This window comes from Mesorhizobium sp. C399B, from assembly GCF_030323185.1.
Classification (GTDB): domain Bacteria; phylum Pseudomonadota; class Alphaproteobacteria; order Rhizobiales; family Rhizobiaceae; genus Mesorhizobium.
The window spans coordinates 2,161,825-2,184,922 of record NZ_CP100472.1; the positions used below are offsets into that span (position 1 = coordinate 2,161,825).

Below are 23,098 nucleotides of genomic sequence, written 5' to 3' on the forward strand. Positions count from 1 at the left end.
GGCCGGGACCTCCTGGTGAGGGTCGTCAAGCTCCTCCACTTGTACGACAACCCTTCAACACGATAACCATACCCTTTCTCTTGACGTGGCACAAGCGACTTGAGATCGTCGCGCGCAAGAGGAAGGGGCGGTGATTTTCATCGCCCGCCGGAGCATGATCCCTAGAAGTGGGAACCGGTTTTCTCGGACAAATCGGGAAACCGTTTTGTCCGGAGATCATGCTCCAACAAAGAGAACCCGGGAGTGGAAATGACGGATTACATCATTGTCGGCGGCGGTTCGGCTGGCTGCATTCTGGCCGCCCGGCTGAGCGAGGACCCGGACGTGTCCGTCGTGCTGCTCGAGGCCGGTCCGCCCGACACCGACCGCTACATCCATTTGCCGGTCGGCTTCTTCAAGATGACGTCGGGGCCGCTGATCTGGGGTTATGACACCGCGCCCGGCAAGGAGATCGATGGCCGCACCATGGTCTATCCGCAGGCCCGCGTGCTGGGCGGCGGCTCCTCGATCAACGCCCAGGTGTTCACCCGCGGCTGCCCTGAGGATTATGACGGCTGGGCGACTGAGAATGGCTGTGCCGGCTGGAGCTATGCCGACGTGCTGCCCTACTTCGTCCGCTCCGAGGGCAACGACACTTTTGCCGATGCGCAGCACGGCACTGACGGCCCGCTCGGCGTCTCCAGCGGCGCGCCGCATCCGCTGACCCGCATCTTCGTCAAGGCGGCGCAGCAGGCGGGCCTTCCTTTCCGCGCCGACTTCAACGCCGGTGAGCAGGCGGGCGCCGGCTTCTACCAGACGACGACGCGTCGGGGGAAACGCTCGAGCACGGCGGTCGCCTATCTGAAGCCGGCGCTCGGCCGCAAGAATCTGACGCTACGCACCGACGCCTCCGTCAGCCGCATCGTGGTCGAGAACGGCCGCGCCATCGGTGTCGAGATCATCGTCAATGGCCGCACCGAACTGCTCCGCGCCGAGCGCGAAGTCATCGTCGCCGCCGGCGCCATCGGCTCGCCGAAATTGCTGATGCTGTCCGGCATCGGCCCGGCCGTGCATCTCGGCCATCACGGCATCGAGGTGGTCCACGATTCCAAAAACGTCGGCCAGAATCTGCACGATCACATGGACGTCGATGTCGTCGCCGAGCTCAACGGACCGCATGGCATCGACCGTTACAAGAAGAAGCGCTGGCAGGCGGTTGCCGGTCTTGAATATGCGCTGTTCGGCAAGGGGCCGGTGGCCTCCAACATCGTCGAGGCCGGCGGCTTCTGGTGGGGCGACCGCGCGGAGAAGACGCCGGACATCCAGTTCCATTTCCTGCCCGGCGCCGGCGTCGAGGAAGGCATCGGCTCGGTTCCCGGCGGCAATGGCTGCACGCTGAACTCCTACCATGTGCGCCCGCGTTCGCGCGGCAGCGTCACGCTCAAGTCCGCGGACCTGCGCGATGCGCCCATCATCGACCCCAACCCGTTCGCCGAGCGCTATGATCTCGAACGCGCCATCGACGGCATCGAGATCAGCCGCGAAATCCTGTCGCAGCCAGCCTTCGCCAGATACATCAGCCGCGAGCATCTGCCCGGCAAGGCGATGCAGGGGCGCTCAGCACTCGAAGCCTTCGCCCGAGAACATGGCCGCAGCGCCTATCACCCAGTCGGCACCTGCCGGATGGGCGGCGATGCCGACAGCGTCGTCGACCCCGAGCTTCGCGTGCGCGGGCTGCAAGGCCTGCGTGTCTGCGACAGCTCGGTCATGCCAAGCATCGTGTCGTCGAACACCAACGCCGCCGTGGTCATGATTGCGGAGAAGGCTGCGGATCTGATTGCGGGGCGAACGCTGCCGGTGGCGTAAGCAGGACAATCGCATGTGGTGGCGCCACGCGATTGCCCTGCCTTGAGCACCTGTCGCTGAGCGCATAGCACTCGAACCGCACTAAAAACGACAGCCTCCCGCAGCGCCTTCAACCGACGCTTGCGCAACCCACCAACCGACAGGAAACCCCCGGTTGCGGGCTCGTTGCCGACGCCTGCGCGGGGATGTGAAAGCGCTTTTGCGCCAGTTCCGCGATCACACCATATGAACCGATCCAAGCTCTGCTAGCTTGTGGGCGTGGGACTTGTCCCGCTTTGGCCGGTGCTTCAGGCAACCCCATCCCAACCCCCCGCCCCCTGCGGTACCGGCCATCCCCCTCCCCCTTTTGGCAGGCTTCTCGACCTGCCATCCTCAGCCGTCCCTGCCAACTTCGAGGTCGACGACGAGGCCTGATGCGTGGCATGCAAATCAAGACCATCGGCAGCGTATCGAGGGATTTCACATCGGCTGTCTGGACGACGTCCTGGAGAGCGACAGATCGGGGTCGAGCCGCCTCAGCTCCCGGTTGATGGCCGCCAGGCGCTCCGGTTCGCCTTCCGTGTTGCAGACATTGAGAGTAACGACGCGTAAGCGCATAGGACTTTTCCTCAATGTTGAACGACCCTCGACGCACGCGACGCGGATAGGTGCCACGATAGGATTCCGTGTCTGGTGACGTTCAGCGAACCACCGCCTCGATGCGTTCCACGCGGTGCGCGAAACGGCTTGGCCATCGGCGCGGTTCGGCTTGCCAAATGCCGCCATGCCGCCCATACACGGCTTGAACAACCGCCCCGAGGGTCCGCGCCCATTTTGCCAAAGGATACTCTCCGATGTCTGTGACGCCGTCCCCGTGGTCAAAACCGTGACGGCTTCCCTCGCAAGCCTGGGCTGGACGGATTTCTTCGGCGACCAGCTTGAAGCCGATGAGGCAAACCTAGTGCCGACGCGCATCGCCTCGGTGCACCGCGACCGCCTGGCCGGTCTGTCTCTGTCAGGGCCAGTGGATCTGACGCTGCCGGCCAATACCAACACCGGCGACTATGCCGTCGGCGACTGGGTGCTGGTCGAGCCGCATACGCATCTGCTGCGGCGCCGCCTGACCCGCAAGACGGTGCTGGAGCGCCGCACACAGGGAGGCAGGGTGCCGCAGCTGGCCGCGGCCAATGTCGACACGCTGTTCATCGTGACGTCCTGCAATGCCGATTTCAACATCGCCCGGCTCGAGCGCTATCTCGCGCTGGCCAACGAGGCCGGAACGACGCCGGTGATCCTGCTGACCAAGGCCGACACCGCTGACGATGCCGAGGCTTACCAACGCCAGGCCGCCGCCCTGCAGCGTGGACTGGCCGTGGTGATGCTGAACCCGCGCGTCGCCGATGCCGCAGCGGCGCTTGCTCCCTGGTGTGGCGCAGGGCAGACGGTGGCGCTGGTCGGCTCCTCCGGCGTCGGCAAATCGACGCTGGTCAACACGCTGGCCGGATCGGCGCAGCAATCGCCGCAACAGACTGCGGGCATTCGCGAGCACGATGCCAAGGGTCGCCACACTACCACAGCCAGATCGCTGCACGCCATTGCCGGCGGCGGCTGGGTGATCGACACGCCGGGCATGCGCACGCTGCATGTCAGCGACGTCGCCTCCGGCATCGACACGCTGTTTGCCGAAATCACCGAGCTCGCACCGCTGTGCAAGTTCCGCGACTGCACCCATGTCCACGAACCGGGCTGCGCGGTGCAGGCTGCGTTGAAGGCGGGTACGCTCGACCCCGAGCGCCTTGCCCGCTGGCGCAAGCTGTCGGAGGAAAACCAGGGCAACACGCCGGTTCAGAGCGGGCCACGCGGCAACAAATCGCCTGCCGGGCGCCCGAAGCGGCGTTGAGAGGATAGGAATTGCGGAACGAGACGTCGGAGGCCCGGCATGTGCCGGGCCTCCCTTTTTTCACTCTCCGCGCATCGTTGCCTGGAAGGTCGGCAGGTGCTTCTGCTGCGCCTCCAGCATACGCTCGCGGTAGACGCCATAGATGACGTCGGTGTCGTGCAACGTCACGCCGGCAATGGTCGGCGAGGCGAAGACCGGCAGTTCGATGCCCCGCTTGGCGAGCTGCTCGGCGGTGCGCGCGATCAGCTCATGCGCCAGGATCATGGCAAGCACCGTCGATGAGCCCGACACCGGCCGGCTCCAGCCCTCGACCGGCACGATGGCGTCCTCGATCGGCGAACAGGTGTCGATGACGAGGTCGGCGGCATCGGCCAGCCGCTTGCCGGAGGAGTGCGTCGCCGGCTTGTCCAGATTGTTCTTGCTGGTGACCGCGACGACGAAGATGCCGCGCTTCCTGGCGTAGAGCGCGGTGTCGATGCCCGACGAGTTGCGGCCGCTATGGCCGAAGATGATGATCGAATCGCCCTTGTTGAGCGGCTGGTGGTCGAGGAATTTTTCGGCGTATCTTTCCGTACGCTCCAGCCACAAAAGCTCGCGCACGCCGCCGGCGCCGAGCACATTGTGCCACATCACGCGCGGGTCGGTCAGGGGGTTGAAGCCGACATAGCTGCCATAGCGCGGAAACACTTCCTGCACCGGCAGCACCGAATGGCCGGAGCCATAGAGATGCACCAGCCCGCCGCCCTCGAGCGAGTCGGCAAAGCGGCTGGCGGCCTGGCCAAAGGCCTCTTCATTGGCTTTCGCAGCCTGGTCGATGAGGGCGGCGAGACGGTGGATGTAGAGATCGGACACGTGGGTACTCCTGTTTGCTGTGTCGGTCTGGAATGGATCAGCTTCTCGGGTTCAGCGGCACGCGTCCGGCGCGCAGCGTCGAGCGGATTTCGTAGCGGTCGCCGCGCATGATCGAGACGGTGAATTCGAACGGGCCGCGCTCGTCGGTGGTGATGCGTTCGACGACGAAGGCCGGGCTGCCGACAGCGAGGTCGAGCAGTTCGGCGTCCGCCGCGCCGACCGCGCCGACCCGGTAGTTTTCCCGCGCCGCCACCGGCACGATGCCGTAATGGCGCTCCAGCGCCTCGTAGAGCGAGCCCTGCAGCAGGCCGGCATCGAGGAAGCCCGGCACGCGCACGGCCGACAGCTGCGCCGTCTGAATGCCGATCGGCTCGTTGTTGCCGAGCCGCAGCCTGCGAATGCGCACCACCGGATCGCCTTCCTCGATCTCCAGCGCGCCGGCAGCCGCCGCGTTGGCGGTGGTCAGGCTGCAGTCGAGCAGGCGCGAGCCCGCGACCACGCCCATATTGCCCATCTCCTGGGTGAAGCTGGTCAGCTCGCGCGTGCCGGCGACCAGCGTGGTCGAGCGCACGAACGTGCCGCGGCCATGTTCGCGCCTGAGCAGTCCTGCCTCCTCGAGGTTGCGCAAGGCGTGGCGCAGCGTGATGCGGCTGACGCCGAACAGGGCGCACAGCCTGTCCTCCGCCGGGATCTGGTCGCCCGTTGCCCATTCGCCGCTCTTGACGATGGCGCGGATCGCCTCTTCGACCTGATACCAGAGCGGCTCCGGCCGTCTGCGGTCCGGCTGCTGAAAGCTTGCTTCGCTCATCGCACATGCCTCCACCCTTGCCCAACGGCGCCGGCCAGCGCCGCGCCGACGAGGCCGGCGCGGGGACCGAATTTTCCGGGCTTGACGTCGATGCCGCGCAGATGCGGCGGCAGTTGGCGTCGCAGCGCTGCAAGCAGCGGCGGCCGGATCACATCCAGCGCCTCCGCCAAACCACCCGAAATCAGAACCGCTTGCGGATCGAGCAGCGCGACAGCGCCTGCAAGCGCGGTGCCGAGCTGTCGCGCCGGCAGTTCAAGCAAGGTGAGTGCGGCCAGTTCGCCGGCCTGGGCAGCGGCGATCAGCTGGCGGCCGTCGGCAAGGCCGATCTGTCCGGCAAGGGCATCAAGCGCCCGGCCCGACGCGACGCGCTCCAGCCAGCCGCTGCGCTCTTCACCATGATCCCTCACGTCGGCGCAGGCCCAGCCGAACGAGCAGGCGCCGCCATGCGCGCCGGCAACGATGCGGCCATTGGCCAGCACCGCCGAACCGATGCCGGTGCCGATGGCGAGCAGGATCGCTTCCGACATGTTTTTCGCACTGCCTTCGACAGCCTCCGCCAGCAGCGCAATCTGCGCGTCATTGCCGAGCGCTACGCGCAGTTCGGGAAACAGCGGCTGGATATCGACGCCGTCGAGGAACGGCAAGTTGGGGATCCAGCGGCAGATTGAGCCCTCGACCAGACCCGGCACCGCGATGCCAAGCGCTGAGACCGACCCGGCCTCAGCGCACAGCGCGTCGATGCGCGCAATGAAGGCACCAAGGGTTGCCGGCGCCGGCTCGCTGCCCAGCGCCTCCAACGCACCGACATCGCCCGTAGATACGGCGGCGCGCAGATTGGTGCCGCCGAGATCGATGGCGAGTACCCGCCTCATCGACCGGACCCTTTGCCGAAGGGGAGCGAGAACAGGCCGCTGCCGGCATTCCACGAATGCGACGCCGCCGCGAAGGCCTGCGCATGGCGCGTGCCACGCAGGCAGCCGCGCAGCCGGTAGAGCGAACTGTAATAGTCGACATAGGGGAAGCTGCTCAGGCCGCGCGCCAGCTCATACTCCATGACCGCGTCGCGCCAGGCCTCGAACCCGTCGCTGACATCGACGAGATGCTCGGGCCGGAAGCCGTCATCGTCCTCCCAGTTCTCGCCGAACAGCAGCAGTTGCGGCGTGTGCGCCGGATGGTCGCTGGCAACGGTCGGCAGTCCGGCGAAGAAGATACCGGTCTTCGTCAAATGCGCGGCGGCGCGATGGTCCTTGTGCCAGCTGCCATGCCAATGGGTGATGACGATCTCGGGTTTCAGCTCGCGAATGATGTCGCCCACTTCGAGCGCCGTCTGATCGTCTGTGGGCAGGAAGCCGTCGCGCAGGCCAAAGCTACGCATGGCGACGCCGAGCCGCTCCGCCGCGCTGCCCGCTTCCTCTTCCTTCTGCACGCAATAATGCGCGGGAACCAGGTACGGATGGCCCTGCTCACCCATGGTCAGATGCAGGAAGGTCACCGTGGCGCCGCGCTTGACGGCAGCGGCCGCCAGCGGCCCGGCCATCACCTCGGCATCGAAGGCGTGTGCGCCGACCACCAGGATGGATTTCGCCGCATAAATCCTGTCTTCGATCATTTCATGCCCCCTCCGGTGCCGACGCCTTCGCGAATCTGCCGCGCCAGCAGACAATACATGATCAGGATGGGCGCCATGGATATCGCCAGCGAGGCGAACACCAGGCCCCAGTCGGTGCGGAACTGGCCGACGAAGACGCTGATCGCCAGCGGCACCGTCTTGTAGCGGTCGTCGAAGATGAAGATCAGCGGGAAGAAGAAATCGTTCCACACCGCGATCGCGGTGAAGATTGCCACGATCGACACCGCCGGCTTGACCATCGGCAGGATGATCTGGAACAGGATGCGGACCTCGCCGGCGCCGTCCATGCGCGCCGCCTCGTCCAACTCGGAGGGCAAGACGCGCATGAAATTGGCGAAGATGAAGACGGCGAAGGGAATGCGGATCGCCGAATAGACCAGGATCAGTCCGGTCAGCGAATCCAGCAGGCCGAGATTGCGCATCAGCGTGAACAGTTCGACCGAGGCCAACCGGATGGGCAGCATGATGCCGGACAGGAACAGGCCGAGCATGATGGCATTCCAGCCAAGCTTGTAGCGGCTGAGCGGATAGGCGGCCATCGCCGAGACGACGATGGTGAGGATGACGGCGCCGCCCGTGACGATCAGGCTGTTGATGAAATTCTGGCCGAGATCGGCGCGCGTCCAGGCGTTGATGAAATTGTCGAAGGCAAAGCTTTGCGGCAGGCCGAGCCTGTTGTCGTAGATCTCGGCCGTGGTCTTGAAACAGGAGACGATGAGGATGTAGAGCGGCAACAGCACGGCCGCCGTCCAAACGACCAGCACCGTCCAGCCGGGCAGCCGCGCCAGCTGCCGAGAGATGGCCGGTCTTTGTGAAATCGCCAGCGCGCTCATAGCTGCACCGTGCGGCGGTCGAAGAAGCGCAGCATCATGAGCGTGCCGATGCTGAGGATCAAAAACAGCACGGTGCCGAGCGCCAGCGCCAGACCGATATCGGTGATGCCGACAGCGCCTTCCGCGCCGAAGGCCAGCCGGTAGAAGTAGGTCACCAGCGTGTCGGTCGAATAGCTCGGATTGCCCTGCACGCCCTGCATGACATAGACGATGTCGAACTGGTTGAAGGTGTTGATGAACGACAGCGTCGTCAGCGTGCCCAGCGCCGGCATCAGCAGCGGCAGCGCGATCGAGAACAGCATGCGCGCATTGCCGGCGCCGTCAAGTTTTGCCGCCTCGAAAATCTGGCCGGAAATCTGCCGCAGACCTGCCGTGTAGATCAGCACCGGCAGGCCCATCCAGTTCCAGGCATCGACGGCGATCAGCATGGCGAGCGCGGTGTGGCTGTTGCCGAGCACGGTCAGGCTGCCCTGGTGCAGGCCAAGCCCGTTCAGCGCCCATTCGACGACGCCGCCCGGTGCCAAAAGCAACCGCCACAGCGCGCCGACGATGACCGGGCTCAGCACCGCCGGAAAGAAGAACACCGACTGGAAGAACGCAGCACCCCTGTCGCGCAGGAACAGCAGCCAGGCGAACAAAAGCCCGATTCCGTTCTGGAACAGCATGATGCCGAAGAACCAGGCGGTGTTGTGCCACAGCGCGCCGTAGAGCCGCGCGCCGCTGGGGAAAACGAACAGCCTTGAGAAATTCGACAGGCCGGCGAACTCGACCATGCGCAGCCCCTTCCAGACGAAGAAGCTGCCCCAGAGCGACATCCCCAGGGGATAGAGGACGAACAGCGCATAGACCGCCAGCGCCGGCAGGGTGAACAGCACGGCCATGCGCTGCTGCGTGCGGCGAAGGCTGCTGGTGCGGCGAAGGGTGCTCATGCGCTTTTCTGGTCCGTGAGAGGCCGGCCGCTTTGCGACCGGCCGCGCCTACTGCTTCGGCTTGAACCAGGTGGCGACTGCGGCCTGCATGTCGGCCGCCAGCTTCTCCGGCGCGATGTTGCCTTCGATCATGTCGATGATCTCCGACTGCAGCACCGAAGACGCCGTCGGCGACTGCCAGCGGAAGCCGACCAGCGTCAGATAGGGCGTCGAATTCTTCGCCATCTCCATCATCGAGGCCAGCACTGGATCCTTCACCGTCACATCCGTGCGGGCCGGCGGCCAGCCGAGCTCGTCGGCGAACATCTGCGCGAACTCTGCCGAAGCCATGAAGCCCAGCACCTTGGTCGCGGCTTCCTTGTTCTGGCTCTCGGAGACCAGGCCATAGGAGCCGTCGGAGAAGGCCGAGGTGTAGAGTTTTGCCCCGGCATCGTCGGCGGGGAACGGGAAGATCGAGAATTTCAGCTTCGGGTTCTGCGCCTTGAAGCTGCCGTTCTCGAACGAACCGCCGAGGAACATCGCCGCCTTGCCGCCGATGAACTGCTGCGTGGCGGTGGTGTAGTCGATGCCGGCGAAGCCGTCGGGGAAATACGGCTTCAGCTCGGCGAAGCGCTTCAGCGCCGCGACATAGCGCGGATCCTCGAAGGTCGCCTTGCCGCTCATCATCTCGTCGTAGAATTCAGGACCATAGACGGTCGGGCCGACGACGCCGACGGCGATCTCCAGTTCCCAGGCCGAGCCGTTGGCGCCGCCGGTGGCGATCGGCGTGATGCCGGCCGCCTTCAGCTTCTCGCAGACAGCGGTGAAATCCTTGTAGGTCTTCGGTATCTCGATGCCCTGGGCGGCGAAGATATCCTGGTTGTAGAAGACGCCCATCATCGGCACCGAATAGGGCACGCCATAGAGCTTGCCGTCGCTGCGGCCGCGCGCGCCGCCAAGCGCCGCGTCCTCCATGTTCTTCAGCTCCGGCACGCTGTCGTCCAGCGCGTCGAGATAGCCGGCCTCGACGAAGGGCTGCAATTCGCCATAGGCCTTGAGCTGGGCGATGTCGGGCCCGCGCCCGCCGCGCAGCGCCGTGCTCAGCCGGTTCTGGTAGTCGGCATCGGGCGTGAACTGGATGGCGACCTTGATGCCGGGGTTCTTCGCCTCGAAGGCATCGAAGATGCGGCGCATCGCTCCCTCGTCCTCGGTGCGCCAGCTCCACAGCGTCACCGTGCTGTCGGCGGCTCGCGCCGGCAATGAGGCGAAGACGCCGGCGCAGGCGGCGGCAAGGCCGCCGATCAGGCCAAGTGCTGCGCGCCGGTCAAGTGAAAGCATGCTCATTGCCAGTCTCCCATTGTTCTCTGTCCTTGGCGTCCCGCGGCATTTCCTGCCGTGAGAGAGTCATTGGCTCGGGAAAAGTCATTATAATGACATAGCGGCATTCGCAAGAGGTCTGCTGCGCCTCAGGAATGGCGGCGTTGGCCCCCTCACGACATTGCAGTACCCGCATCCGTTTGTTACCTAACGATAAATATCCACATTCCAGCGCCGCAAAGAAATCTGTGGCCGTGCCATGTGAGACTTTTTCGCCAGCAAGCCCTTGCGTCGCCGCGCTAACTTGTCATAACGTCATTGTGAACCGATAGGAGGATGAGGAATGTCGTTTGCCTGGACGTCGAAACTGGCACTGGCCGCAGGCCTCGCCATCCTGCCCACCACCGGCTGGGCGCAATCGGTCAACATCTCCTATCTCACCCACTGGTCGCCGGAGACGGTCGCGCTGCTGGAAGCGGCGGCCAAGGATTATGCCAAGACCAATCCGGATGTCAGCGTCACCGTGCGCGCCGTCCCCTTCGGCGACCTCCTGACCACGCTGCGCTCGCAAGGCGGCGGCGCGGACGGCCCGACGATCGGCGGCATCTACGATCTCTGGTTGCCGGAACTGGCGCGCGACAAGCTGGTCGCGCCCGCCCCCGATGCGGTGGCCAGCGAGGTCAAGGCCGCATGGCCGGCGGGCATCACCAGCGCCGCCTCGGTCGGCGGCACGCTCTACGGCATCCCCAACGAAATCGACGTCTATGCGCTGAACTACAACAAGGCGCTGCTCAAGCAGGCCGGCATCGCGGCGCCACCCAAGACCTGGGACGAGTTCAAGGATGCGGCCAAGAAGCTGACCAACCAGGATGCGGGACAGCAAGGCTTCGGCATGATCAACTCCTGGGCGGCCGGCGTCGTCCACCCCTTCGCCTCGCTGCTGGTCTCCAATGGCGGCGACCTGGTCAAGGACGGCAAGCCGGTGCTCGACAGCCCGCAGGCCGCGGAGACTTTCCAGCTCTATGAAGACCTGATCAAGTCGGGCGCCAGCGTGCCGTCGATGGCGACAGCCGACGCCAACACCACCGGCCCCTTCCTCGACAATTTCGTCTCCGGCAAGACCGGCATGATCATCATGGCCAATTGGTGGGAGAGCGCGCTGAAGGCCGGCATGGGCGACAGATTCGCCGACATTGCAACGGCGCCGATTCCCGTCGGCCCGAGCGGCGACAAGCCGCATTCGATCTCCTACTCCTGGATGACCGTGGTCAACGCCAATGCAGGTGCCGCCGAGCAGAAGGCGGCGTGGGACTTCCTCGCCTGGCTGAACAATCCAAAGTCCGGCAAGAACGGCGCTTCCGCGATGTCGGATATCCTCATGTCGATGGGCATCCTGCCCTCACGCCTCTCCGACATCGAGGCGCACAAGGACAAGCTCGGCTCGGAATTCCTCTCCGGCTATGTCAGCGTGCTCACCGACGCCAAGCCGTTCCCGGTGGTGCCGGGCGGCCAGGAATTCTCGGAATCGCTGCAGCAGACGCTCGAGGCGTTGCAGTATGGCCAGGTCTCGGCCAAGGATGCGCAGGCGACGGCGCAGGCCGACGCCATTTCGATCCTGGAGCGCGCCGCCAAATAATGATTCAGAGGTACCGTGCCTCGGCGGGCATCATGCTGGCGCCCGCCGTGACGCTGATCGGCATCTTCGTCCTGTTGCCAATGCTGCTCACCGTCTGGCTGTCGTTCCAGGACTGGTCGACGCAGACACCGTTTTCCAGCGCCGGCTTCGTCGGCGTCGACAATTTCCGCGAGATTTTTGGGGTCTCCTCGGTCGGCCGCGATTTCAAGGCCGCGCTCGCCAACACAGCCGTCTACACCGCGCTCTCCGTCGTCCTCATCCTGCCTCTGTCGGTGGCCTTCGGCCTGATGGTTTACCAGCGCGACGTCGCCGGCGGCACGGCGCTGCGCACGGTGCTGTTTGCCACCTACATGGTGCCGATGATCGCTGTCGCGCTGGTGTGGTCGAAACTCTATTCGCCGAGCGAAGGCCCTCTCAACCAGATGCTCGGCCTTATCGGCATCGGCCCGCAGCCTTTCCTGTCGTCGCCGCGCTCGGCGCTGATCTCGATCGTCTTCCTCAATGTCTGGCAGCAGGTCGGCTATTTCACCGTGCTGGCGATCGCCGGACTGACGCAAATCCCCGGCAGCCTGTATGAAGCAGCAAAGCTCGACGGCGCCAACCGTTTCGAGCAGTTCCGCTTCATCACCCTGCCGCTGATACGGCGCACGCTTCTGTTCAGCGCCGTCATCGCCATCATTAACGCCGTGCAGGTGTTCGAGCCGGTTGCCCTGATCACGCAGGGCGGGCCGGTCGGCTCGACCAATGTGCTGACCTACCACATCCGCCGCGTCGGCATCGAGCGTGCGCAGGGTGGACTGGGTTCGGCCATGGCGGTGATGCTGATGCTTTCGCTGATTGTCGTCGTCTGCGCGCTGTTTGCCTTCGCCAACCGGAAGAACGACGAATGAGCGCGGGATCGTCGAGCCGGCTGTCGCGCCGGCGCCCGTCGGGCCGCAAGGCGCTGCTGGCGACGCTGATGCTGCTGGTCGCCGTCGCCTCGGCCTTCCCGCTGGTATGGATGGTGCTGTCGAGCCTCAAGACGCCGGCCGAGAGCATGCAGGTGCCGCCGGTGTGGATCCCCCTTACGCCGAGCTTCGACGCCTATGAGAAGGTGTCGGGCGTGGTCAATGTCGGCCGCTCGATGTGGAATTCCCTGGTCATCGCCTCGATCACCACCGCCGGCATCCTGCTGACCAGCATGATGGCCGGCTACGCCTTCGCCAAATACCACTTCCCCGCCAAGTCGCTGCTGTTCTCTGTGCTGATCGCCACCATGTTCCTGCCGCCGATCGTGACGCTGATCCCGCTCTATCGCCTGGTCGGCTCGATCGGCCTCAACGCCAGCCTCGCCGGCATCATCGTGCCCAATCTCGCCAATGCTTTCGGCATCTTCCTGATGCGCCAGTTCATCTCCGGCGTTCCCGACGAGCTCATCGACGCCGCGCGCATGGACGGCGCCTCGGAGTTCTTGATCCTCTACAAGATCGTCGCGCCCAGCATCGCCCCCGCAATCGCGGCTCTGGCCCTCTTCGCCTTCGTCTACCACTGGAACAGCTATCTGTGGCCGCTGACCGTGCTGCAGGGCAATGCCGACGCCTATCCGATCGTCATCAGCCTGAGCCGCCTGCTCAGCTACAACAGAGGTGCGGTCAACACCGGCCTGGTGATGGCCGGCGCGACGCTGGCCGTGCTGCCGCCGCTCATCCTGTTCGTCTTCCTGCAGCGCTTCTTCGTCGATTCCATCGTCGGCTCGGCCATCAAGGGATAGCTCGCCTCACCCGAACCGCGCCGCCGTCCACACCCCACCAGCCGCATTCGACTCCACCGCCGCCGCAACAAACTTCACCCCGCGCGCGCCCTCCACCACATCGGGCACCTGCGCCGCACGCGCCGGATCGACCACCCCACCAGAGCGATGGGCGCGAATGATATCGGCGGCGTCGCGGTAGATATTGGCGAAGGCCTCGATATATCCCTCCGGATGCGCCGCCGGCATGCGCGACACGCGCTGGCTCTCAGTGGTCGAGCCATGGCCGCCGCGCACCAGCGTGCGGGTCTCCTCGCCGTAGATGGAGAAGCGCAGTTCTTCCGGCCGGCCGCCCGACCATTCGAGCCCGGCTTTGTCGCCATAGATGCGCACCGAGAGATCGTTGTAGTGGCCGGGCGAGGTCTGGCTGGCCAGGATCGTGCCGCGCGCCCCGCCGGTCCAGCGCACCAGCACATGCGCATTGTCGTCGAGCCGGCGTCCCGGCACGGCGGTGAACAGATCCGCCGACACCGCCTCGGCCTCGCAGCCGGAGATATAGCTCGCCAGGTTGAAGGCGTGCACGCCGATATCGGCCAGCACCGCCGACTGCCCGGCGCGCGCCGGATCGGTGCGCCACTCCGCCTGCTTCTGGCCGTCGGCGTCGATCGGTTTGGTCAGCCAGTCCTGGATGTAGGCGCCGTGCACGGAAACGATCCGCCCAAGCGCACCCGCCGCCACCATCTCGCGCGCCTGGCGGACCATGGCGTAGCCGATGTTGTTGAGGGTGACGACAAAGCGGCGCTTCTTCGCCTTCGCCAGCGCCACCAGCGCCTCAGCGTCGGCCAGCGTCGTCGACAGCGGCTTGTCGCAGATCACGTCGATGCCGGCCTCGAGAAAGGCCGTGGCAATCGGCGCGTGCAGATGGTTGGGCGTGACGATGACAACCGCCTCGATACCATCCGGCCGCGCGGCTTCGGCCTGCGCCATCTCGCGATAGTCGGCGTAGCTGCGCTCGGGCGCGATGCCGATCTCGGCGGCCGAGGCGGCGGCGTTCTCCGGGTCCGACGACAGCGCGCCGGCGACCAGTACGATCTGGTCGTCCAGGCGCATGGCGAGCCGATGCACGGCGCCGATAAAGGCATTGCGCCCGCCGCCGACCATGCCGACCCTGAGCCGCTTGCCCGCCGATCCGTCCGATGTTGCGTAGACCATTTCAAACTCCTCCACCTGTGGCTTCGTCATCCTGGGGCGTAGCAAGGAGCGCAGCGACGCAGCGCAGACCCCAGGATCCATGCCGTGACATCAGAGCGATGCTACGGTGCAGAACCTTCTCGTCCGCTGCATTCCTCGACCATCGTCACGGCATGGATCCTAGGGTCTCCGCGACGGAGCTTCGCTCCTGCTTCGCCCTAGGATGACGACGTTGGGAAACCGCACCCCTTTCGAACGCGATTTCCAATTTTCATATTGTAAAACGATCGTACCGCGCTAGCCTGAAATCATGAGTGGGGCAAGCAAGGCATCCGGGCGATCGAGCACCGACGAGGCGGCGACGCGCAAGCGCGGGCGCTCTCTGGCGGCGCTCGGCTACATCCAGCCGCAGACCTACGAGGAGCTGCGCGCCGTGCTGTCGTCGGGCACGGTGCATTTCCCCAAGCGGCTGCGCCAGGTGGCGATCTTCCTGTGGCAGCATCCGAGCGATGTCGCGCTCGGCACCATCGCGCAGGTGGCGGCACAGGCCGGCGTGCAGCCCTCGACGCTGGTACGCTTTGCGCAGATCTTCGGCTATTCCGGCTTTTCCGATTTCCAGGGCCTGTTCAAGGAGCACATCAAGGGATCGTGGCCGGAAGGGCGCGGCGAGCCGCGCACCGAGACGGAGCCCAATCTGCATTTCCTGCACGGCATGGTCGGGGCATCGCAGGCCTCGCTTGGCCGCATCGAAGCCGGCTTCGACGTCGCGAGTTTCGACAAGATGGTAACGCTGCTGGCGGCCGCCGAGCTGATCTATGTCATCGGCTCCAAGCGCGCCTTTCCGGTCACCGCCTATCTGTCGCTGACACTGTCGCAGCAAGGCGTGCGCAACGTGCTGGTCGACAATGTCGGCTCCTCCGCACTCGACCAGATCGGCTGCATCGGCGCACGGGACGCCGTGCTTGCGGTCTCCTTCAGCCCCTACAATTCGATCACGCCCGATCTCGTCGCGGTGGCGCATGAGCGCAAGGCCCGCATCGTCACCGTCACCGACAGCACTTTCAGCCCGCTGGTTCGGCTCTCGGACGCTTGGCTGGAAGTGGTGGAATCCGACTTTGCCGGCTTCCGCTCGCTGGCGGCGTCACTCGCTGTCGGCATGGCGCTGGTCCATGGGGTTTCGGCGCGGCGCGGCGAATGAGCCGCCGCTGGCACAATTGACTATCCAGAATTGCCGTTCCATATTTAAAAAAATAGAAACTTTATTCCCGGGAGGAGGAATGGAGATCCGGCTTGACGGCAAGGTGGCTCTGGTCACCGGGTCGACGCAAGGCATTGGCCGCGCCATTGCCGAGACGCTGGCGCGTTCCGGTGCCGCCGGGCTGCTGGTCACCGGGCGCGAGAGGGCGCGTGGCGAGGCCGTGGCGGCCGAGCTTTCGCAATTGGGCACGCCGACCATCTTCGTCGCCGCCGACCTTGCCGATGCTGACGCCCCCACCCTTCTGGCGCAGGCCTGCATCGAGCGCTTCGGCCGCATCGATGCGCTGGTCAACGCCGCCGGCCTGACCGATCGCGCCTCTTTCCTCGACGCCAGCCTCGACGATTGGGCGGCGCTGTTTGCCGTCAATGCGCGCGCGCCGTTCTTCCTGATGCAGGCGGCGATTGCCGACATGAAGCAGCGCGGCCAAGGTGGCGCCATTCTCAACATCCTGTCGATCAATGCCCATTGCGGCTCGCCGGAGCTTGCCGTCTATTCCGCCACCAAGGGCGCGCTGGCGACGCTGACCAGGAACGCCGCCAACGCCCACCGTTTCGACCGCATCCGCGTCAACGGCATCAATGTCGGTTGGACGGACACGCCGGCCGAACGCATCATGCAGGCGGAGACTTTGGGCAACGGCCCTGGCTGGCTTGAGAAGGCCAATGCCGCGCAGCCTTTCGGCCGGTTGCTGACGCCGGACGACATCGCCAGCCTCGCCGTCTTCCTGCTGTCCGACGCCGCCGGCCCGATGACCGGCGCGGTCATCGACCAGGAGCAGGCGGTGATCGGGGCGAACCGGTGAGCGCCTCCACCGAAACGCTTGGGCCGGCGCTGCTCGACCGCTTGCCGGCCTCGGTCCAGACACCGTCCTATGACCGTATGCTCCTGGCGCCCGGCATGGCGCATCTCGGCGTCGGCGCTTTCCATCGCTGCCATCAGGCCGAATACACCGACGATCTCATCTCGCTGCGCTTCGACCGCTGGGGCATCGTCGGCATCAACATCCGTCCGCCCAGCCTTGCCGACACGCTGGGACGGCAGGGCGGGCTCTACACAAGGCTGATCCGCGAGAACAGCCACATCGAGGCGCGCGTCATCGGCAGCATCGTCCGGGTGGTCGACAGCCAGGAGAGTGCGGCACCGGCGCTCGGCGTGCTGATCTCACCCGATATCGAGCTAGTGACGATGACGGTGACCGAAAAAGGCTATTGCCACATCCCGTCCAGCGGCGAACTCGACCTCGGCCACCCTGATATCGTCCATGACCTCGCCAACCCCGAGACGCCGCGCAGCGTGCCCGGCCTGTTGGTGCGGGCGCTGGAGCAGCGCCGGGCCACGCATGGGCGGCCGCTGACGCTGCTGTCCTGCGACAACATTCCGGCCAATGGCGTCATCCTCGGCAACGTCGTGCGCAGCTTTGCCGAACCGCGCGGCAATGGGCTGGCCGATTGGATCGCGGCCAACGTCGCATTCCCCTCGGCCATGGTCGACCGCATTGCGCCGGCGGTGACGCAGGATGACCTCGATAGTGTCGAACAATGGTTCGGCTACCACGATGCCGCCGTCGCTGTCGGTGAGCCGTTCCGGCAGTGGGTGATCGAGGAAAAATTCGCCGGCCGCATGCCGCGCTGGGATCTGGTCGGCGCCACCTTCGTCGACGACGTCACGCCGTTCGAGCATCTCAAGATGCGGGTGCTGAACGGCGCCCAGACGACACTGGCTACGCTCGGCGTGCTGGCCGGGCTCGAGCACACATCGGATGCCATAGCCAACCCGCTGCTGTCGGACTTCATCAGGCGCATGCTGGTCGAGGAGACTGTGCCGACGCTGATGCCGGTATCCGGCGTCCTGCCGCTCGCCTATGTCGAGCAGAGCCTTGCCCGGCTGAAGAACACCGCGATCCGCCACCGCAACCACCAGGTCGCGACCGACGGTTCGCAGAAGATCGTCCAGCGCCTGCTCAACCCGATCCGCGACCGGCTGAGCCAGGGCCAAAGCATCGGGCTGCTGTCGGTGCCGGTCGCCGGCTGGATGGCCTATCTGATCCAGGCCTCGGGACGTTTCGGCAGACGCTGGCCGGTGTCGGACCCCTATGCCGGCAAGGTCGCCGCAATCGCCGACGCGACCGGTCACGATGCCAGCGCGCTGGTGTCCGCCATCCTTGCCATCGACGGGATATTCGGCCCCGGCCTTGCCGCCGACGATACGTTCCGCGCGGCCGTGATATCGGCGCTGGGCGACCTGCTGTCGGACGATCCGATGGCGGCTGTCCGGCACAGTCTCGAACAAGATGAGGTCGCGAGGTTGAAGCGATCCAAACAATCGGCATTATAGTCGTCGGTCTAGGGAGGCAGAATGAAACTTGGAGTGCTTACAGCACCGTTTGCGGAGACGCCGCTTGGCGAGGTCGCCGACTGGGCGCACTCGGCCGGCTTCGAGGCGCTGGAAATCGCCTGCTGGCCGAAGACATCCGGCGCGACGCGACGCTATGCCGGCACCAGCCATATCGATGCCGCTTCCACCTCGCCCGCGCAGGCCAAGGAGATCGTCGCTTCGCTGACGGAGAAGAAGCTGACGGTCTCCGGCCTCGGCTACTATCCCAACCCACTGCATCCGGACCCCGCCCATCGCGAGGCCGTCATCGGCCATCTGAAGAAGGTCATCGTGCTGGCCGCCAATATGGGCGTGCCGGTGGTCAACACCTTCTGCGGTGGCGATGCCTCGAAGACCGTCGACGTCAACTGGCAGGACGCGCTGAAAGTCTGGCCCGAGACCGTCGCCTATGCGCGCGATCACGGGGTAAAACTCACCTTCGAGAACTGCCCGATGATCTTCAGTTATGACGAATGGCCGGGCGGGCACAACATCGCCTATTCGCCCTACATCTGGCGGCGCATCCTCGAGGCCTGGGGCGGCGAGGTCGGCATGAATTTCGACCCCTCGCATCTGGTCTGGCAGATGATCGACCAGGGCCGCTTCATCCGGGAGTTCGGCCCCTACATGCTGCATGTCCACGCCAAGGATTTGATGATCGATCATGATGGTTTGTATGAGCGCGGGATTCTTTCCGCCGGGATAGGCTGGCAGGTGCCGCGCATGCCGGGATTGGGCGATGTCGACTGGAGAGGCTTCTTCTCCGGCCTCTACCGCGCCGGCTATGACGGCTCGGTCATCATCGAACATGAGGACAGGCGGTTTGAAGGCAACGACGATGCGGTGAAGCGGGGCTTCCTGCTCGCCCGCGACGTGCTGCGCCCCTTCGTCAAATGACGAGGTGAATGACTTGGTCCGATCCTGCCGAAGGGTCTGGCCCTGAGACGAAAAACAACAATGTGGAGGAGTACTGACATGAAGAAAATACTGACCATGGTCCCGTTGCTTGCGGGCGCTGCCTTGCTGGCATCGATGGGCGTGTCGTCGGCCGAAGCCAAATATACGATCGGCATTTCCAACACCGTGCAGGGCAATGGCTGGCGCGAGGAAATGGTCTGCGCCATGAAGGCGCAGGCGCTGGCTTCGGGCGAAGTGACGAAGCTCAACATCGCCCACCGCAACACCGATGCCGCCGGCCAGCTCGAAGACATTCGCAATCTGATCAGCGCCAAGGTCGACGCCATCGTCGTCAACCCCGCTGATCCCGCCGGCATCAAGGCGGGCCTGGAAGAAGCCACCAAGGCCGGCATCGTCGTCGTTGCCGTCGACCAGGCGGTGACCGAACCGTCGGCCTACATCATCTCCAACAACCAGGAACAGTATGCCTATCTCGGCGCCAAATGGCTGTTCGGCCAGATGGGCGGCAAGGGCGAGGTGTTCTACATGCGCGGCGCAGCGGGTGCCTCGGCGGACTCGGATCGCGACAAAGGCTTCAAGAAGGCGCTGGCTGAAAACCCCGGCGTGAAGGTGGCTCAGGAAGTCTTCACCGGCTGGCAGCAGGATCAGGCCAAGCAGCAGATGCTGTCGTTCCTGGCCACCGGCACGCCGTTCAACGGTGTGTGGACCTCCGGCATCGACAACGTCATCGTCGACGCGCTGGTCGAATCGCAGGCGCCGCTGGTGCCGGTGGTCGGCGCCGACAATGCCGGCTTCGTCGGCCAGCTGAGCTCGGTGAAAGGTCTCGTCGGTGCAGCCGTCACCAACCCCGGCTCGATCGGCGGCGCGGGCGTGACGCTGGCGCTGCAGATCCTCGACGGCAAGAAGCCAGCGCAGCAGACCGTGCTGGTCGACCCGCAGCTGTGGGACAACGCGACCGACGAAGGCAAGGCCAAGCTGAAGGCAGCCGCCGACCCGTCGCTCAGCCCGGAATGGCCGGTCTCGATCTCGATCCCGGAGTGGACGACCTACACGAAGGAGCAGATCGTGGCCTGCAAGGGGCCGGGGGAGTAAGCCTGGTTTGAATGAACTGGCGAGGACGGCGAACGGCCGTCCTCGCCACACAGACTAGCGCTCTACGGCGCCCCCTCTGTCCTGCCGGACATCTCCCCCACAGGTGGGGAGATTGGCTGTCATCTCGGCTTTCGCTAATTTTCTACGTCGCAAGACGAGGGGCGGCGCCGGAACTGCCAATCTCCCCCCTTGTGGGGGAGATGTCCGGCAGGACAGAGGGGGCGCCGTAGAGCGCCGACATTAGTTTCTGGAACCATCAATTTTGACAACAAACCATTTGACTACCAGCCCCGTCCTCGACGCCACCGGCGTCGCCAAGAACTACGGTGCAGTTGCAGCACTTCGCGACGCGTCGCTCTCCGTCCTGCCCGGCGAAGTGCACGCGCTGATGGGCGCCAACGGCGCCGGCAAGTCGACGCTGGTGAAGATCCTCACCGGCGCCATTCCGGCGAACGCCGGCCGCATCCTGATCCGCGGCGAAGCGCGCGACATTCGCTCGCCGGCCGCCGCGCGCCGCGCCGGGCTGCTGCCCGTCTACCAGGAGCCGTCGCTGATCCCCGATCTCGACGTTCTCTCCAATCTCAGGCTCACCGGCACGCCGGTCGAGCCGTTCCGCGCCTGGGTGCGCGAGCTCGGCATTGCCGACCTCGATCTGCGCGACACCGCGCGCGACATCCCGCTGGCCGTGCTGCGCGTGCTCGACCTGGCGCGGGCGCTCGCCGTCGAGCCCGACGTGCTGCTGCTTGACGAGATGACGGCGGCCCTGCCCGCCAACCTCGCCGAAAAGGTGCTGGAAGTGGTGCGCCGCCAAGGCGATTCGGGCCGCGCCGTGATCTTCATCTCGCACCGCTTCGTCGAAATCTCGGCGCTGTGCGACCGCGCCACCGTGCTGCGCGACGGCGAGACCGTCGGCGTCGTCGACATCGTGCCGGGCGTGGAAGAAAAGATCGTCGAGCTGATGCTCGGCACCCGCATCGTGAAAACCCATGTCGCTGCCCGCAGTGCCGCCGAGAAGGGCGCGCCCGCGACCACCCGGCCGCGCATTTCGGTGCGAAACCTGCGCGTCGGCGCCAAGCTCAGCGATGTCTCCTTCGATCTCGCCGACGGCGAAGTCGCCGGCGTCGTCGCGCTCGAAGGCCAGGGCCAGGACGAGTTGTTCGCCGCCCTTGCCGGCTTGATCCGGCCCTCCGGCGGCACGATCGAAGTCGATGGCCAGCCGGTGAAATTCTCGCATCCGATCGACGCCATCCGCGCCGGCATTGCCTATGTGCCGGGCGACCGCTCGGAAGCGCTCGCCATGCAGCGCTCGGTGCGCGAAAACATCGCGCTGCCTTTCAGCGCTGCCTTGCGCAACTGGGGTCCGATCAACATGCGCCGCGAACGCGCGACCGTGCTCAGCGCGATCGAGCGGCTGCAGATCGACACCCGCGCGCAGGGCGAGGTGCAGCGCCTGTCCGGCGGCAACCAGCAGAAGGTGACCATCGCCCGCTGGATCGCGGCGGATGCCCGCACCATCCTGTGCTTCGACCCGACGCGCGGCATCGATGTCGGCACCAAGCAGGAGATCTACAAGCTGCTGCGCGAACTCGCCGGCAACGGCAAGTCGGTGCTGTTCTACACCTCGGAACTCGAAGAGGTGCAGCGCGTCTGCGACCGCGTCATCGTCATCTTCGGCGGCCGCCTCGTCGACATTTTTCCGGTCGAGGAGGCCGACGAGCCTGCGCTGATGCGCGCCGCCTACGGCCTGCCGCGCGGCGCCAAGGCCGATATCGGCATATTGGCTGATCCGACCGCGAACACTTCGGCTTCGCCGGAGGCCGCGCCATGAGCCATTTCCTGCGCCGCCAAGGCTGGGTCGTCGGCCTGTTCGCCCTGCTCATCGTCCTGTTCATCGCCACCAGGATCATCCAGCCGGCCTATGGCAGCAATGATTTCGGCTCGCTCGCCCGCGCCGTTCTGCCCTATGCCTTCGCAGTCGCCGCGCAGACGGTGGTCGTCATCGCCGGCGGCATCGATCTGTCGGTCGCCGCCATGATGGCGCTGACCAGCGTCACCGCGGCGTCGATGATGAATGGCGCGAGCGAGGAATACGCGCTGTTCGTGGTGCCCTTCGTGCTGGCCATGGGGTTTGGCCTTGGCGCGCTCAACGGCCTGCTCATCGTCGTCACCCGCGTGCCCGACATTGTCGTCACCCTCGCCATGCTGTTCGTGCTGCAGGGCGCCGCCCTGCTGGTGCTCGACGCGCCGGGCGGCGGCATCGCCGAATGGCTGAAGGCGCTGATCTCCGGCACCGTGCCGATCCCCGGCCTGCCCGACGCCATAGACGCCTGGCTGCCCAAGGCCCTGCTGGTGCTGATCGTCTGCCTCTGCGTCATCTGGATACCGCTCAGGCGCTCGCGCCTCGGCCTCTCCATCTACGCCATCGGCTCCAGCGAACTGGCGGCGTTCCGCTCCGGCGTGCCGGTCAAGCGCACCCGCATCATCGCCTATGCGCTGTCCGGTCTGTTCGCCGCCTTTGGCGGCCTGGCGCTGACCATGAGCACCGGCAACGGCGCCCCCATCCCCGGCCCCTATCTGCTCGCCAGCGTCGCCGCCGTGGTGCTGGGCGGCGTCGCGCTCGGCGGCGGCAAGGGCGGCCTGCTCGGCCCGATCGTCGCCGTCTTCGTGCTGAGGCTGGTGCGAACGGATCTTACGCTGCTTGCCATCGACCCCAACGTCACCGCCATCATCGAGGGGCTGATCATGGTGGCGGTGGTGATGTTCGGCGCGTTTATCACGATGCGGGGGCGGCAGTGATGGGCGGGCTGTCGCAGAGAGACGTCAGCGTTC

General features: G+C 65.6%; 21 protein-coding genes. 12 read left to right on the top strand and 9 right to left on the bottom strand.

What is annotated here, in order from left to right; all coding sequences use genetic code 11:
• The first annotated feature begins 249 nt into the window (after window positions 1–249).
• Window positions 250–1,845 (top strand): GMC family oxidoreductase, encoded by a 1,596-nt coding sequence (locus NLY36_RS10195; protein WP_023704161.1) that lies wholly within the window; start codon window positions 250–252, stop codon window positions 1,843–1,845.
• Window positions 1,846–2,304: 459 nt separating this feature from the next.
• Here NLY36_RS10195 and NLY36_RS10200 read toward each other — a convergent pair whose 3' ends face one another.
• Window positions 2,305–2,442, bottom strand: coding sequence for an endonuclease/exonuclease/phosphatase family protein (locus NLY36_RS10200; RefSeq protein ID WP_023691904.1), 138 nt, complete (start codon window positions 2,440–2,442; stop codon window positions 2,305–2,307).
• Between the two features lie 268 nt (window positions 2,443–2,710).
• Between NLY36_RS10200 and rsgA the strand changes: the two genes are divergently transcribed.
• The gene (gene rsgA, locus NLY36_RS10205) at window positions 2,711–3,724 is read left to right on the top strand and encodes a ribosome small subunit-dependent GTPase A (protein WP_245260180.1); all 1,014 of its coding nucleotides are present in this window, start codon (window positions 2,711–2,713) and stop codon (window positions 3,722–3,724) included.
• Between the two features lie 60 nt (window positions 3,725–3,784).
• Here the strand turns inward: rsgA and NLY36_RS10210 are convergent, their stop codons facing one another.
• The 7 genes from NLY36_RS10210 to NLY36_RS10240 are packed head-to-tail and all read right to left on the bottom strand — an operon-like array spanning window position 3,785 to window position 10,099.
• Window positions 3,785–4,576, bottom strand: coding sequence for a sugar isomerase domain-containing protein (locus tag NLY36_RS10210; RefSeq protein ID WP_023686509.1), 792 nt, complete (start codon window positions 4,574–4,576; stop codon window positions 3,785–3,787).
• Between the two features lie 37 nt (window positions 4,577–4,613).
• Complete coding sequence (locus NLY36_RS10215) at window positions 4,614–5,384, bottom strand: GntR family transcriptional regulator (protein WP_023683130.1); 771 nt, start codon at window positions 5,382–5,384, stop codon at window positions 4,614–4,616.
• Entirely contained in the window at window positions 5,381–6,256 is an 876-nt protein-coding gene (locus tag NLY36_RS10220; protein ID WP_023698617.1) for an ROK family protein, read from the bottom strand. The genes NLY36_RS10215 and NLY36_RS10220 overlap by 4 nt, the downstream gene beginning before the upstream one ends.
• A complete protein-coding gene (locus NLY36_RS10225) occupies window positions 6,253–6,993 on the bottom strand; it encodes a PIG-L deacetylase family protein (RefSeq protein ID WP_023698618.1) in 741 nt (246 codons plus the stop codon). Before NLY36_RS10225 ends, NLY36_RS10220 begins: the two co-directional genes overlap by 4 nt.
• On the bottom strand, window positions 6,990–7,847 hold the full coding sequence (locus tag NLY36_RS10230) for a carbohydrate ABC transporter permease (RefSeq protein WP_023698619.1): 858 nt from the start codon (window positions 7,845–7,847) through the stop codon (window positions 6,990–6,992). The genes NLY36_RS10225 and NLY36_RS10230 overlap by 4 nt, the downstream gene beginning before the upstream one ends.
• Window positions 7,844–8,776 (bottom strand): carbohydrate ABC transporter permease, encoded by a 933-nt coding sequence (locus NLY36_RS10235; protein ID WP_027049764.1) that lies wholly within the window; start codon window positions 8,774–8,776, stop codon window positions 7,844–7,846. The genes NLY36_RS10230 and NLY36_RS10235 overlap by 4 nt, the downstream gene beginning before the upstream one ends.
• A 48-nt stretch (window positions 8,777–8,824) precedes the next feature.
• Window positions 8,825–10,099 (bottom strand): extracellular solute-binding protein, encoded by a 1,275-nt coding sequence (locus NLY36_RS10240; RefSeq protein ID WP_023735083.1) that lies wholly within the window; start codon window positions 10,097–10,099, stop codon window positions 8,825–8,827.
• A 316-nt stretch (window positions 10,100–10,415) separates the two neighbouring features.
• On the opposite strand from NLY36_RS10240, the gene NLY36_RS10245 reads away from it, so the two are divergent.
• Genes NLY36_RS10245 through NLY36_RS10255 form a run of 3 tightly spaced genes read left to right on the top strand, consistent with a single transcriptional unit; the run spans window position 10,416 to window position 13,458 of the window.
• A complete protein-coding gene (locus NLY36_RS10245; RefSeq protein WP_023698622.1) occupies window positions 10,416–11,708 on the top strand; it encodes an ABC transporter substrate-binding protein in 1,293 nt (430 codons plus the stop codon).
• Window positions 11,708–12,598, top strand: a complete 891-nt coding sequence (locus tag NLY36_RS10250; RefSeq protein WP_023698623.1) for a carbohydrate ABC transporter permease — start codon at window positions 11,708–11,710, stop codon at window positions 12,596–12,598. The genes NLY36_RS10245 and NLY36_RS10250 overlap by 1 nt, the downstream gene beginning before the upstream one ends.
• Window positions 12,595–13,458, top strand: coding sequence for a carbohydrate ABC transporter permease (locus NLY36_RS10255; RefSeq protein WP_023710857.1), 864 nt, complete (start codon window positions 12,595–12,597; stop codon window positions 13,456–13,458). The genes NLY36_RS10250 and NLY36_RS10255 overlap by 4 nt, the downstream gene beginning before the upstream one ends.
• Window positions 13,459–13,464: 6 nt before the next feature.
• Here NLY36_RS10255 and NLY36_RS10260 read toward each other — a convergent pair whose 3' ends face one another.
• Complete coding sequence (locus tag NLY36_RS10260; RefSeq protein ID WP_023735084.1) at window positions 13,465–14,649, bottom strand: Gfo/Idh/MocA family protein; 1,185 nt, start codon at window positions 14,647–14,649, stop codon at window positions 13,465–13,467.
• Window positions 14,650–14,938: 289 nt separating this feature from the next.
• Here NLY36_RS10260 and NLY36_RS10265 point away from each other — a divergent pair, with 289 nt between their 5' ends.
• The 7 genes from NLY36_RS10265 to NLY36_RS10295 all read left to right on the top strand — a co-directional run bounded on the left by NLY36_RS10265 (window position 14,939) and on the right by NLY36_RS10295 (window position 23,065).
• Window positions 14,939–15,826, top strand: coding sequence for a MurR/RpiR family transcriptional regulator (locus tag NLY36_RS10265; protein ID WP_023735085.1), 888 nt, complete (start codon window positions 14,939–14,941; stop codon window positions 15,824–15,826).
• Between the two features lie 79 nt (window positions 15,827–15,905).
• Window positions 15,906–16,688 carry an SDR family oxidoreductase gene (locus NLY36_RS10270; RefSeq protein ID WP_023691914.1) on the top strand — a complete coding sequence of 261 codons (783 nt, stop codon included), beginning with the start codon at window positions 15,906–15,908 and terminating at the stop codon, window positions 16,686–16,688.
• The gene (locus NLY36_RS10275; protein ID WP_023714098.1) at window positions 16,685–18,220 is read left to right on the top strand and encodes a mannitol dehydrogenase family protein; all 1,536 of its coding nucleotides are present in this window, start codon (window positions 16,685–16,687) and stop codon (window positions 18,218–18,220) included. Before NLY36_RS10270 ends, NLY36_RS10275 begins: the two co-directional genes overlap by 4 nt.
• Window positions 18,221–18,241: 21 nt before the next feature.
• On the top strand, window positions 18,242–19,156 hold the full coding sequence (locus NLY36_RS10280) for a sugar phosphate isomerase/epimerase family protein (RefSeq protein ID WP_023704173.1): 915 nt from the start codon (window positions 18,242–18,244) through the stop codon (window positions 19,154–19,156).
• A gap of 78 nt (window positions 19,157–19,234) precedes the next feature.
• Window positions 19,235–20,269 (top strand): ABC transporter substrate-binding protein, encoded by a 1,035-nt coding sequence (locus NLY36_RS10285; RefSeq protein WP_023735086.1) that lies wholly within the window; start codon window positions 19,235–19,237, stop codon window positions 20,267–20,269.
• 277 nt (window positions 20,270–20,546) lie between these two features.
• A complete protein-coding gene (locus NLY36_RS10290) occupies window positions 20,547–22,097 on the top strand; it encodes a sugar ABC transporter ATP-binding protein (protein ID WP_023735087.1) in 1,551 nt (516 codons plus the stop codon).
• Entirely contained in the window at window positions 22,094–23,065 is a 972-nt protein-coding gene (locus NLY36_RS10295) for an ABC transporter permease (RefSeq protein WP_023735088.1), read from the top strand. The genes NLY36_RS10290 and NLY36_RS10295 overlap by 4 nt, the downstream gene beginning before the upstream one ends.
• The last annotated feature ends 33 nt before the right edge of the window (window positions 23,066–23,098 follow it).